12 protein-coding genes are annotated in these 11,991 nt (G+C 46.8%); 2 read left to right on the top strand and 10 right to left on the bottom strand.

Annotation, left to right across the window (positions count from 1 at the left end; all coding sequences use genetic code 11):
• Positions 1 to 21: 21 nt before the first annotated feature.
• A complete protein-coding gene (locus VBY75_RS01960) occupies positions 22 to 1,344 on the top strand; it encodes an anti-phage deoxyguanosine triphosphatase (protein ID WP_054488003.1) in 1,323 nt (440 codons plus the stop codon).
• A gap of 65 nt (positions 1,345 to 1,409) precedes the next feature.
• On the opposite strand, the gene recA is transcribed toward VBY75_RS01960, so the two are convergent.
• Both recA and VBY75_RS01950 read right to left on the bottom strand, forming a co-directional pair.
• The gene (gene recA, locus VBY75_RS01955; protein WP_054488004.1) at positions 1,410 to 2,504 is read right to left on the bottom strand and encodes a recombinase RecA; all 1,095 of its coding nucleotides are present in this window, start codon (positions 2,502 to 2,504) and stop codon (positions 1,410 to 1,412) included.
• Between the two features lie 99 nt (positions 2,505 to 2,603).
• Positions 2,604 to 3,110: a CinA family protein gene (locus VBY75_RS01950; protein ID WP_222235420.1), complete on the bottom strand. Its 507-nt coding sequence runs from the start codon at positions 3,108 to 3,110 to the stop codon at positions 2,604 to 2,606.
• 30 nt (positions 3,111 to 3,140) lie between these two features.
• Between VBY75_RS01950 and mutS the strand changes: the two genes are divergently transcribed.
• Entirely contained in the window at positions 3,141 to 5,729 is a 2,589-nt protein-coding gene (gene mutS / locus VBY75_RS01945; protein WP_271331322.1) for a DNA mismatch repair protein MutS, read from the top strand.
• A gap of 26 nt (positions 5,730 to 5,755) precedes the next feature.
• Here the strand turns inward: mutS and rpoS are convergent, their stop codons facing one another.
• The 8 genes from rpoS to ispD all read right to left on the bottom strand — a co-directional run bounded on the left by rpoS (position 5,756) and on the right by ispD (position 11,986).
• Positions 5,756 to 6,733 (bottom strand): RNA polymerase sigma factor RpoS, encoded by a 978-nt coding sequence (gene rpoS / locus VBY75_RS01940; RefSeq protein ID WP_271331321.1) that lies wholly within the window; start codon positions 6,731 to 6,733, stop codon positions 5,756 to 5,758.
• 78 nt (positions 6,734 to 6,811) lie between these two features.
• Complete coding sequence (locus VBY75_RS01935) at positions 6,812 to 7,729, bottom strand: peptidoglycan DD-metalloendopeptidase family protein (protein ID WP_271331320.1); 918 nt, start codon at positions 7,727 to 7,729, stop codon at positions 6,812 to 6,814.
• Positions 7,729 to 8,313, bottom strand: coding sequence for a YqaA family protein (locus VBY75_RS01930; RefSeq protein WP_199494542.1), 585 nt, complete (start codon positions 8,311 to 8,313; stop codon positions 7,729 to 7,731). The genes VBY75_RS01935 and VBY75_RS01930 overlap by 1 nt, the downstream gene beginning before the upstream one ends.
• Positions 8,310 to 8,951: a protein-L-isoaspartate(D-aspartate) O-methyltransferase gene (locus VBY75_RS01925; RefSeq protein ID WP_404813262.1), complete on the bottom strand. Its 642-nt coding sequence runs from the start codon at positions 8,949 to 8,951 to the stop codon at positions 8,310 to 8,312. The genes VBY75_RS01930 and VBY75_RS01925 overlap by 4 nt, the downstream gene beginning before the upstream one ends.
• Positions 8,951 to 9,703 (bottom strand): 5'/3'-nucleotidase SurE, encoded by a 753-nt coding sequence (gene surE, locus VBY75_RS01920; protein WP_054488018.1) that lies wholly within the window; start codon positions 9,701 to 9,703, stop codon positions 8,951 to 8,953. The genes VBY75_RS01925 and surE overlap by 1 nt, the downstream gene beginning before the upstream one ends.
• Positions 9,700 to 10,752, bottom strand: coding sequence for a tRNA pseudouridine(13) synthase TruD (gene truD, locus VBY75_RS01915; protein WP_271331319.1), 1,053 nt, complete (start codon positions 10,750 to 10,752; stop codon positions 9,700 to 9,702). The genes surE and truD overlap by 4 nt, the downstream gene beginning before the upstream one ends.
• Positions 10,752 to 11,231, bottom strand: coding sequence for a 2-C-methyl-D-erythritol 2,4-cyclodiphosphate synthase (ispF, locus tag VBY75_RS01910; RefSeq protein ID WP_054488022.1), 480 nt, complete (start codon positions 11,229 to 11,231; stop codon positions 10,752 to 10,754). Before ispF ends, truD begins: the two co-directional genes overlap by 1 nt.
• Positions 11,228 to 11,986 carry a 2-C-methyl-D-erythritol 4-phosphate cytidylyltransferase gene (gene ispD / locus VBY75_RS01905; protein ID WP_199494545.1) on the bottom strand — a complete coding sequence of 253 codons (759 nt, stop codon included), beginning with the start codon at positions 11,984 to 11,986 and terminating at the stop codon, positions 11,228 to 11,230. Before ispD ends, ispF begins: the two co-directional genes overlap by 4 nt.
• Between the last annotated feature and the right edge of the window lie 5 nt (positions 11,987 to 11,991).

The raw sequence follows: 11,991 nt of genomic DNA, 5'->3' as shown, positions 1-11,991 counted from the left end.
ACAACATCACTGAGCAGTTAGATGATTTGGACAGAACGCCAGTCAGGTACATCAGAGCAGCGCCCGAACGATACCCGCACGGACTTTCAACGCGATAAAGCCCGGATTCTTCATAGCGCTGCATTCAGGAGACTGCAGGCTAAAACACAAGTCATGTATGTTGGTATGCACGACTTCCCGCGGACTCGACTGACACATTCGCTCGAAGCCAGCCAAATAGGCGCAAGTCTGGTTGTTCATTTAAGTAACCAGAATCCAGACGTCGCTTCTCAGCTTGAACTGTCAGAGCCGTTACTTGAATCATTATGTCTGGCTCACGATATAGGCCATCCACCATTTGGTCACGGCGGCGAAATTGCCCTTAACTACATGATGCGAAATAACGGAGGGTTTGAAGGTAATGGCCAAACCTTTCGCATTGTAACTCAACTTGAAGCCTACACGCCCCAGCATGGCATGAACTTAACCCGGCGAACCTTAATGGGGTTACTAAAGTATCCGGTCTTAGCCAGTCGTATTTGCCAACAGAAACTCCCTGCCGATGTCACTAACTTTCGCCATTTACGCACCCGCGAGTGGTTACCTCCTAAAGCCTTATACGATGATGACTCTGAGCAGTTGAACTGGGTCCTTCAACCCTTAAGTGATTCAGATAAGAAAGGCTTCCAGGAATTATTACAGCAACCTTCTGGCAATACCCATGGCAAAAGCGCGCTCAAAAGCATTGATGCATCCATTATGGAAGCTGCAGATGACATCGCTTACGGCGTCCACGATCTTGAAGACGCTATTGTCGTAGGTCTTATTCAGCGACATCACTGGGAAGACCAAATGCTTTCTGACCTGCGACAACTGGAAGCAGAGCTACCTAACTTTAATGCAAAGGAACTGACAGAGGATCTCTTTTCCGGAAGCCATCACCGTCGAAAACAAGCCATTGGTGGCTTAGTGAACCGCTTACTGACATCTGCAAAGTTAGAACGAACGGCCTATGACTTCGAATGTCCGTTACTTCAGTATCAAGTTCAGCTCGGTGAAGCCGAGAAAATTCTGCTGAACTCATTGAAACAGTTTATTTTTAATTGGGTAATTCGTAAGCCGGAAATGCAGGCTCAGGAGTTTAAAGGCCAGCAAATTGTCATGGAATTATTCGAAGTTCTGGCCGTAGAACCTGAACGGTTGCTTCCGGAAAATACGCGCTTACGTTATATGCAGCAAAAGCAGAAAGGCGAAAATGCATTACGCGTTATTTCCGACTACCTGTCAGGCATGACCGACGGTTACGCGGCTAAGCTGTATCAAGAGCTGTTCTCTGTTAGCTCACCCAAAAGCGCTTTTCAGTAACACTTCTAGACAAAAAAGCCGAAGCAATAAGCTTCGGCTTTTAACTCTGATAAGAAAGCTTTTATTTATGACAGACTAATGTCATCTTTCTCATTGGTTTTTGCTTCGTTCTTAGCTTCTTCTTTCGCCGCAGCGCGTTCAGCTTCGCGGTCTTCTTTCGTTCTCTTTTCTGGTCTGGATAACAACAGCTCACGCAGACGACCTTCTAGTTCATCAGCAATTTTCGGGTTGTCTTGCAAGAACTTCATTGAGTTCGCTTTACCCTGTCCGATTTTATCGCCGTTATAGCTATACCAGGCTCCTGCCTTGTCGACCATTTTGTGCTTAACACCCAAGTCGATTAGCTCACCTTCTTTAGATATACCTTTTCCGTATAAAATTTGGAAGTTTGCTTCTTTAAAGGGCGGTGCAACTTTGTTCTTAACGACTTTAACACGGGTTTCATTACCGACCACTTCGTCGCCTTCTTTCAATGCGCCGGTACGGCGAATATCCAGACGAACCGAAGAGTAGAACTTCAAGGCGTTACCACCTGTTGTGGTTTCAGGGTTACCAAACATAACACCAATTTTCATCCGAATTTGGTTGATGAAAATACACATGGTGTTTGATTTCTTAATGTTCGATGTCAATTTACGCAAAGCCTGTGACATTAAACGTGCTTGCAAACCAACATGGCTGTCACCCATTTCGCCTTCAATTTCGGCTTTAGGTGTCAAAGCCGCTACAGAGTCGACAATAACCACATCGACAGCGCCTGAGCGAACTAACATATCGCAGATTTCCAGCGCCTGCTCTCCGGTGTCTGGCTGTGATATCAATAAATCATCGACATTAACCCCGAGAGCTTCAGCATAGATTGGGTCGAGTGCGTGCTCAGCATCAACGAAAGCACAGGTCTTACCCATTTTCTGGGCTTCAGCGATAACTTCCAGAGTTAACGTTGTTTTACCGCTCGATTCAGGACCATAAATTTCTACGACCCGGCCAAAAGGCAAGCCGCCAATACCCAGAGCAACATCCAGCCCTAATGAACCGGTTGAAACAGAGGCAATATCCAGAGTCTGGTTATCGCCCAGACGCATGATAGAACCTTTACCAAATTGACGTTCGATTTGTCCGAGCGCTGCATCTAACGCCTTTTGACGATCATTGCTCATTATAAGCTCCGTTATTAATCACTGGTTTTATACACAGTATACTGTACACATTTACAGTATCAAGTATTGTTCTGACTTTTTCCTTGAAATACAACTAAGTTATTGTAATTCAATTGTATTTATCAGTTTATTTAAAACTGAGTCCATTGTTTTCAAACGAATCTCTGCGCGATTACCTGAAAAGTGCTCATGCCAGGTCCAGCAGCTTTTACTATTCGCAATAGCCATCCAGACCAAACCAACCGGTTTATCGGCAGTGCCACCTCCCGGCCCTGCTACACCGCTAACTGCAATACTCCAGTCAGCACCGCATAAGGACAAAGCCCCGGAAGCCATTTGTTCAACACAGGCTTCAGAAACAGCCCCATGTTTTTCCAGTACTTGTGTTTCAACCGCCAGCAGCTTTTGTTTGAGCGCATTAGTATAGGTGATTATTCCACCATTAAACCAAGCAGAACTTCCAGCAACTTCGGTAATAGCGTATCCTATTCCTCCTCCGGTACAGGATTCTGCGGTACAGACTGTCTGCTGTTTTTGCTGCAGGCGTAGACCGACTTGTTCCGCGAGTTCAAAGGTTTGCGGCGCGACTGCCGTGGTTGCTAACATAACAATGGCTCCAGATAAGAATATTCAACTATGCCTGAATTCTCTGACAAACAGATCCAATCACATACCCCGATGATGCAGCAATACCTACGTATAAAAGCAGAACATGCTGACATGCTTTTATTCTATCGTATGGGGGACTTTTACGAACTGTTTTTTGAAGACGCTAAACGTTCGGCACAGTTACTGGATATTTCTCTAACGGCGCGAGGCCAAAGTAATGGCGAACCTATCCCTATGGCAGGTGTGCCTTATCATGCGGTAGAGAACTACTTAGCACGCCTGGTTAATATGGGAGAATCCGTTGCGATTTGCGAACAAATTGGCGACCCCGCGACCAGTAAAGGCCCGGTTGAAAGAAAGGTAGTCCGCATTGTCACTCCCGGAACTGTCACCGATGAATCACTATTAACTGAGAAGCAGCAAAACCTTTTAGTCGCTATTTGCCCTCTGGATCCGAAACAACCAGAAGGCGAGTATGCCATTTCCAGTCTTGAGCTTAGCAGTGGGCGCTTTTGGTTAACCAAAGCGCACTCAGCCGAGCAGCTTGCAGCAGAAATGCAACGCCTTGAACCCGCTGAACTTCTTTACCCAGAATCGATTTCTCTGGCCGGGCTGCCACTGGCAAAAGCTAAGTGTAAACGCCGCCCTGCCTGGGAGTTCGAACAACAAACAGCTTTCATGTTGCTGACCCGTCAATTCGGAACTCAGCACCTTGAAGGCTTCGGTATTAAAAACAATGAGCCGACCCTTGCTGCTGCCGGAGCTATTCTACACTACGTAAAAGAAACTCAACGTGCCGCTCTGCCCCATATTCAGGCCCTGGTAACTGAACATCCGCAGGATGCCATTATTCTGGACGCGGCAACGCGGAGAAACCTAGAGCTGCAACAAAGCATGGGCGATGGCAACACCCATCTTTCTGCGGTACTCGACAAAACTGTTTCCGCTATGGGAAGCCGGCAGTTTCAACGCTGGTTACAGCGCCCTATCCGTAACCATGAGGAACTGAACCAACGTTACGACGCTGTCGACGCTTTAAAGGGCAACAATAGCTACGAAAATATGCAGTTGTCGCTGAAGAAGCTGGCCGACATTGAACGTATTGTCGCGCGGGTTGGTTTGAGAAGTGCCCGCCCCAAAGACTTTGCCAGACTGCGCGACAGCCTTGCGCAAGTACCCGAAATCCGCGACTACCTGTCTCATAACGCTTTAAGTTATTTGAAACAGAACATCCAACCCTTTCCGGAAATTGTCGATCTGCTGACCAGAGCCGTAATTGAACAACCGCCCTTATTGATTCGTGATGGTGGAGTCATTGCAAAAGGCTACGACAAAGAACTCGATGAATTACGAGATCTCGCCACCGGAGCTACCGACTACCTTAAGCAGTTAGAGCAGCGCGAACGGGAAAGAAGCGGCATTGCCACACTAAAAGTTGGATACAACAAAGTCCACGGCTACTTTATTGAAGTCAGCAGGCAGTCATCAGAGTCCGTACCAGATGATTATCAGCGCCGTCAGACGCTTAAAAACACTGAGCGTTATATAATTCCCGAGCTAAAAGAGCACGAAGATAAAGTACTTAACGCTCAGGCTCGCTCGCTGGCCAGAGAAAAATGGCTGTACGATCAGCTTTTTGAACATCTTCTACCGCAGGTCAATGCTTTACAAAAGAGTGCCTCCGGCCTTGCGCAACTCGATGCTCTTTGTTGCTTTGCAAAGCTAGCGGATAACTACCGCTACTGTCGGCCTCAACTTAAAAAAGACAATAGCTTAATTGAGCTGGAAGCGGCCCGTCACCCAGTTATTGAGCAGCTAAGTGACGAGCCTTTTATCGCTAACCCGATGTCTCTGACACCCGAGCAGCGAATGCTAATGATTACAGGCCCGAATATGGGCGGTAAGTCGACTTATATGAGGCAAGCAGCGCTCATTGTTATTCTGGCTCACATGGGCTGCTACGTGCCCGCGGATAAGGCGATTATTGGAGATATCGATCGTATTTTCACACGTATTGGGGCTTCCGACGATCTAGCCTCAGGCCGCTCAACGTTTATGGTAGAAATGACAGAAACCGCTAATATTTTGCATAACGCTACCGCAAAAAGCCTGGTTCTCATGGATGAGATAGGTCGTGGCACGTCAACCTACGATGGTTTATCTCTAGCCTGGTCCTGTGCGGACTACCTGTCCCGACAGCTTAAATGTTTAACTTTATTTGCGACACATTACTTTGAACTAACGGAGCTTGCTGAAGAGCTGCCGGCAACCATCAACGTGCATGTTGATGCTAAAGAACATGGCGACACCATAGCGTTTTTGCATAAAGTCAGTGCGGGAGCTGCAAGCCAAAGTTTTGGTCTGCAAGTTGCGAAGTTAGCCGGGGTTCCCGATAATGTCATAAAAAGCGCAAAACAAAAGCTAACAGAGCTCGAACACACGCACCATGGCATTTCAAAAGCACCCCAACAAAAAGCTATGGAACTCCCCTTGCCAACTGAAGAGCAGAACCCTTTGCTTAGCGAGTTAGAACAGCTCGACTTAAACGATTTAACACCAAGACAGGCACTGGATATCCTTTACCAATGGCAGCAGAAACAAAAAAGCTCAACCTGAGGTTGAGCTTTTTCTTCTAACGACTTCTATTCCGGGCTAAACAACGAATCAAGTGTTAACCCTTGCTGCTTAAGGGAGTCCCTCAGTTTTCGCAAAGCCTCAACCTGTATCTGCCTAACACGTTCACGCGTCAGCCCTATTTCATGGCCAACATCTTCCAGTGTTGACGGCTCATAACCCATAAGCCCAAAGCGACGAGCAAGTACTTCCCTTTGCTTAGGATTCAAAGACTGCAGCCACTCGGTAATGTTAATTTTCAGATTTTCATCCTGAAGAATGCCTTCCGGGCCCGTGTCAGAATCATCCGTTAATATGTCTAGCAATGCTTTGTCGTTATCACCACCAATGGGCGTATCAACTGAACTTATTCGTTCATTCAAGCGCAGCATTTTGGTAATGTCACCGACCGGTTTATCCAGACTTTCTGCAATATCTTCAGCCGTTGGCTCATGATCCAGCTTATGCGCTAGCTCCCGAGCAGCACGAAGATACACATTCAGCTCTTTAACTACATGAATTGGCAGACGGATGGTTCGCGTCTGATTCATAATAGCTCGCTCGATAGTTTGTCGTATCCACCATGTGGCATAAGTTGAAAAGCGAAAACCACGTTCAGGGTCGAATTTTTCGACTGCTCTGATAAGACCCAGGTTGCCTTCTTCAACTAAATCCAAAAGGGGTAAGCCCCGGTTAGAATAACGACGGGCAATTTTAACCACTAATCGTAAATTACTCTCGATCATTCGGCGGCGAGCTGCCTTGTCGCCTTTTAAGGCTCGGCGGGAATAAAAGACTTCCTCTTCAGCAGTCAATAAAGGGGAGAACCCTATTTCTCCTAAATAAAGCTGCGTTGCGTCCATCTTTTTTTGATAACTGGTGGATGATGACAATAACGCTTCTTCCAGCTCTTCTGCAGAACTGTCCGCGCTATCGACTAACGTTTCTTCGTTAACTTCACCATTAACTTCTGCATTGTCGACTGATTCTTCCTTTATGCGGCTCATAACAAGCTCCTGTTATACTGAACACCGTGTTACTACACACGTCGACTTCCCTATCTTGTTATTATTATTCCCACACTACTAGCGAGATCTTGGTAAGTAATGCCTCGGATTAACCGACTTACCACGGAAACGAACTTCAAAATGTAACTTCACTCGCGGACTGCCTGAATCTCCCATTCGGGCAATTGTCTCACCTACGTCCACCCATTCCTGTTCCTTTACGAGAATTTTATCGTTGTGGGCGTAGGCAGTAATAAAATCATCGTTATGTTTCAATATGATTAAATTACCAAATCCGCGTAATGCATTTCCGACATAAACGACTTTTCCAGCTGCTGCAGCATTCACCGAATCGCCGCGCTCACCTGCAAAATCAATACCTTTATTACCCTGTTCCTGCAACGAAAAATCAGCTAAGACTTTTCCCGATGAAGGCCAACGCCAGACAATTTTATCGTTACTGGGCAGATCAACTTCAGGCCTTTTAATCTGCTGCTTAGGCTGTCTCTTACGACGCTTATCGGTTTGTTTTGCAACTGTTTTTTTTGTGCTCGTTTTTTGACCATACTCTTTCTGTTCAGTATTAGCAACGGGCGTTTTTATATTATTTCGTGCGTTATTTGAGGTTTTATTATTCTGTTTAGCACTAGTCGTTCGCTGCGCCTTTCTGGCTGAGGTGGCCCCGTATTGCGGCTTACTCACCAGACTCAGTTTCTGTCCCGGATAAATAGTGTAAGGTTTTTGTAAATTATTAATTTGGGCAATATCCTGAACATCCATATTGGCTCTGAATGCGATTGAATAGAGGGTTTCGCCGCGTTGAACTTCATATTCTTTATCGTTCAATGAGTTTGGCTCAAAATCCCGGTAGGTTTTTCCGGTGTACAGTTCATCGACCGGCGCAGGTGCTGATCGACCGCTGCAAGCCTGAAGCAGAGTAATGGCAAAAATCAATAATATTAATTGCTTGATTGCCCCGGACGATAAAACCATCATTACACCAATTGCGCTATTACGTACCCAATAATAACCAGTATTACCAGTGTCCAGCCAATACGGTCAACATATTCACGCAGTTTCACACCCATTTCAGGACCGCCGGTACGTAGTAACCATGCGACAAGATAGAAACGCATTCCACGGCTAATAGCGGATGCAATAACAAAAGGGAAAAAGGCTATCTGCATGACACCTGCAGTTACCGTAAATAGTTTATAAGGAATTGGTGAAAATCCGGCAATAAAGACTATCCATACGCCCCAGTCGGCGAACCAACCCTGTACGGTTAAGAGTTTGTCTTGATAACCGAGCGTTTCCACAGCAGGCAATACCAGTGACTCATAAGCCCAATAACCGAGGAAGTACCCCAGAATCCCCCCAGCTACTGAAGTAACGGTCGTTAAAAACGCCAGCCTCCAGGCTTTTTGGGGTTGAGTCATAGCCATTGGCGCCAGCATGACATCGGGAGGGATTGGAAAAATAACGGACTCAGCAAAACTTAATAAACCGAGGATGACATTCGCTCTGGGGTGTTGTGCCCAGGATAATACCTTATCGTACAGTGCTGAGAACAACTTCAAATGACATCTCCCTTAACTAAAGGCACAAAACGAACATCGCCAATGCGCTGTTGCTCTAATGAGTCTCCAAAACGACGCATAACGACCAAACTTTGTGATTCATTCTGTTCACCAACCGGAATGATCATCACACCGCCATCCGCAAGTTGATCGACTAAATCCTGAGGGATATCGCTTGCCGCAGCCGTGACAATAATACCGTCAAACGGACCTTTACTGCGCCAGCCTTTCCAGCCATCACCGTGGCGCATAGACACATTATGCAAGTCAAGCTGACGCATACGTCGCTTCGCCTGATACTGCAAAGTAGCAATACGTTCGACGCTAAAGACCTTATCAACCAGCTGAGCCAGCACTGCCGTCTGATAACCCGAGCCTGTACCTATCTCCAGCACGTTTTTACAATGATGCTGCATTAACAACTGCGTCATTGTTGCCACCATTAACGGCTGCGAAATGGTTTGCCCGTTACCAATGGGCAACGCCGTATTTTCATAGGCTTTATGAGCTAATGACTCAGGCATAAAAAGGTGCCTCGGGGTATTAGCAATAACCCGCAGCACCTCTTTATTCGTAATACCCAGTTCTTCCAGTTGTTGAATCAGCCGCTTTACCCGCGACTGTCCATTACTAATCATCATTTTTGTTGTTCTAACCAGTCTGTCAGTGTGTCGGTATGTCGTTGAGCTGTCATGTCCAGACTTAACGGAGTTATAGATACATAACCTTCATGTATTGCTGTGAAATCGGTATTTGGCTCGTCACTTGCGTGGTGACCAATTGGGCCATACCAAAATATCTCACTGCCAAAAGGGTCGCGATCGTGGACCATAGTTTCTGCACGGTGCCGACGACCCAGTTTAGTTACCCGCGTACCTTTTAACTTATCGTAAGTCGTGTAAGGCACATTAATATTCAATACTGTGTCCAGGCGAAGCGGATCATTTTCCATGCTGGCAACAATCTCGGCGACAACACGTCCGGCAGTATCGTAGTAGTCGTGTCCTCGACCGCCCATCGACACTGCAATAGAAGGAAGCCCCATAAAGCGCCCTTCCATTGCCGCTGCAACAGTGCCGGAATACAGCACATCGTCACCCATATTGGGGCTGTCATTAATGCCGGAAACAACTAAATCCACGTCTTCCGCCATCGGTGAGTTCGTGCCCAAATGAACGCAGTCGGTCGGTGTGCCGTTAACTGAAAAGAAACCGTTATCCAGACGACGTACCCGCAATGGATTATGCAGTGTCAATGAATTACTTGCGCCGCTGCAGTTACGATCCGGGGCGATGACTCTTACATCAGCGACTTCCTTTAACGCTTGATACAATGCCCGAATCCCCGGTGCATGGACGCCATCGTCGTTACTTAATAGAATTTTCATCATCTGGATTCACCACTTAAGTCCACAATTTCATTTAACACAGTCGTTGCATAGGTGCCTGAAGGCAGCGTAAAACGCAATTCAGCATCCTTGCCATGCCAGCTTAACTCTGGCTCTTTTACGCGCAATAGTATACTGCGTCGCGCCGCATCGACCCTTAGTTTTCTCAATGCTTCCAGCCAGTTTTTATAAGGCTCTAAAAAACTTGATTCAAACGCTTCTGCCTCATCTTTTACCAACGGTTTATTGGTCGTGCCAACCAGAGGTGCGGTTAAATAAATGTCATTATTTGCAAAACGTTGTCTGAGTTCATCGTCCCATTGTTCAACGGTAAAAACAGACTGAGAGCCTTTTAACATGACACAATCACCCGCCAGTGTGCCTCCTGGCCCAAACTGACGCAGTCGTTCGGCCACAATCTGGTTGAATAAATAACTGCGCAGAGACGATAAATACAAGCTTCGTTTATTACGGCTAATTCGTGCAGGACGGCTTGCCATCAACCAGCGTTCAGCCTGTGCAACGTTGTCGCCGTTGCGACCAAAGCGTTGCTCACCGAAATAGTTTATAACACCCTTCTCAGTAACGCTTTTCCATAACGCTTCCAGCCGCTGCGGAGAGCTGACACCGCCAAGCCGAATCACAAATCGGTTACCGTCGTGAAAACCAGACTTTAGCTTTTTTGTTCTGCGAATGACTCGCTCGACGGACATTTCCTCGTCGTTCAACTCTTGCCAGTTCAGCGTTTCTTTACCCGGCAATTGAACTGAAAACCACTGCCAGGTTACCGCCTGACGATCTTTTAATCCTGAATAGCTCACGTTTTTTACCGATACGCCAGCAAAACTCGCTATTTTCTCAGCACAAAAATTGGTGTTTGCACCTTCTTTTCTGACCCAAAGCCACTGATGTTCGCCTTCCCCGTCATCGGGTACATCCAATTGCTCAATTACCTGAAAATCCTGCGGTGTTTGCTTAAACTCAGCCTCTGGCCGATCGCCATGATTTAAACGCGGCAGCTCATCAAGTGTCACTTTTTGCGGAGCCAGCATTAAAGAGACTCCATCAGAACCACTGCATGGCAAGCTATACCTTCTTCACGCCCGACAAAGCCGAGCTTTTCAGTTGTTGTAGCTTTAACATTGACGTTATCAACACAAGTTTTTAAGCACTGAGCAATGCTGGCTCGCATATCGTCGATGTGCGGTGCCATTTTAGGTGCCTGAGCAACAATGGTTACGTCGATATTTCCCGTTCGGAATTCTTTCTCCTGACAAAGTTGAACGGCATGACTTAGCAGCTCAGCGCTGTCAGCACCCGCATACCGCTCATCGGTATCTGGGAAATGCTGTCCTATATCACCTAATGCAAGAGCCCCTAATACAGCGTCGGTTACTGCATGCAACACCACATCGCCATCAGAATGAGCCAACAATCCCTGATGATGTTCAACGTTAACACCACCCAAAATCAAAGGTTTATCAGAGCCCCAGCGGTGAACGTCATAACCATGACCAACACGGATTTTCATGAACCATTTTCCTTATTGTTGTCTTTGGCAAGCAACCAGTCACGAACACAGTCGAAATCTTCCCGGTGAGTCACTTTTAAATTGCGAATAGAACCCGTAATAAGCGCCGGCTGGAAACCACACCATTGCATTGCCGATGCTTCATCCGTTAACTGGGGATTTTGTGTGCCCATATGTTCAATGGCATGTTGCAGTTTCTCTGCACTAAAAACCTGAGGGGTTTGAGCCTGCCATAGGGCTTCGCGTTCAACGCTGGATTCAATGTGGACAGATCCCTTTCCTGACTCCGTTGAAATAAGTGAACGCTTTAATGAATCACGCACAGGGATAGCCAGAATAGCACCCTGAGGGTCAAATAAACCGGTATCGATAACACGCTTTAACGCAGGTTCAGGGAGACACGGGCGCGCTGCATCGTGAACCAGTACATGGGTTGCTCCCTGCGAAACCGCGGCCCGTACTCCGGCTAACACAGACTCAGCTCTACTACTTCCGCCTTTTAACCAGGCTACCGGTAATGACTGTCTCTTTTTAATATCATCTATGAACTCAGCATCGGGATCTGAAACAGCAACAAAAACCTTCTGTACGCGAGGATCCTGACAAACCGCGTCAATGCTATGCTCCAATAAGGTCTTTCCAGCGACGGTCAAAAACTGCTTAGGAACATCGGTTTGCATGCGGCTTCCGTTGCCGGCAGCCGGAATTACTGCCATCAATGCATTATTCACCTGACTCTCCACCTGATTATCCATCTGAC

The organism is Idiomarina sp. HB, assembly GCF_048059115.1.
GTDB classification, from domain to species: Bacteria; Pseudomonadota; Gammaproteobacteria; order Enterobacterales; family Alteromonadaceae; genus Idiomarina; species Idiomarina abyssalis.
The sequence above is the reverse complement of the archived record's forward strand: the minus strand, read 5'-3'. Positions and strand labels throughout refer to the sequence as shown.

Excerpts from the sequence above, each read along its gene's own strand:
- VBY75_RS01960 (WP_054488003.1), top strand. The coding sequence starts at position 22 with ATGATTTGGACAGAACGCCAGTCAGGTACATCAGAGCAGCGCCCGAAC.
- recA (WP_054488004.1), bottom strand. The coding sequence starts at position 2,504 with ATGAGCAATGATCGTCAAAAGGCGTTAGATGCAGCGCTCGGACAAATC.
- VBY75_RS01950 (WP_222235420.1), bottom strand. The coding sequence starts at position 3,110 with ATGTTAGCAACCACGGCAGTCGCGCCGCAAACCTTTGAACTCGCGGAA.
- mutS (WP_271331322.1), top strand. The coding sequence starts at position 3,141 with ATGCCTGAATTCTCTGACAAACAGATCCAATCACATACCCCGATGATG.
- rpoS (WP_271331321.1), bottom strand. The coding sequence starts at position 6,733 with ATGAGCCGCATAAAGGAAGAATCAGTCGACAATGCAGAAGTTAATGGT.
- VBY75_RS01935 (WP_271331320.1), bottom strand. The coding sequence starts at position 7,729 with ATGATGGTTTTATCGTCCGGGGCAATCAAGCAATTAATATTATTGATT.
- VBY75_RS01925 (WP_404813262.1), bottom strand. The coding sequence starts at position 8,951 with ATGATTAGTAATGGACAGTCGCGGGTAAAGCGGCTGATTCAACAACTG.
- surE (WP_054488018.1), bottom strand. The coding sequence starts at position 9,703 with ATGATGAAAATTCTATTAAGTAACGACGATGGCGTCCATGCACCGGGG.
- truD (WP_271331319.1), bottom strand. The coding sequence starts at position 10,752 with ATGCTGGCTCCGCAAAAAGTGACACTTGATGAGCTGCCGCGTTTAAAT.
- ispF (WP_054488022.1), bottom strand. The coding sequence starts at position 11,231 with ATGAAAATCCGTGTTGGTCATGGTTATGACGTTCACCGCTGGGGCTCT.
- ispD (WP_199494545.1), bottom strand. The coding sequence starts at position 11,986 with ATGGATAATCAGGTGGAGAGTCAGGTGAATAATGCATTGATGGCAGTA.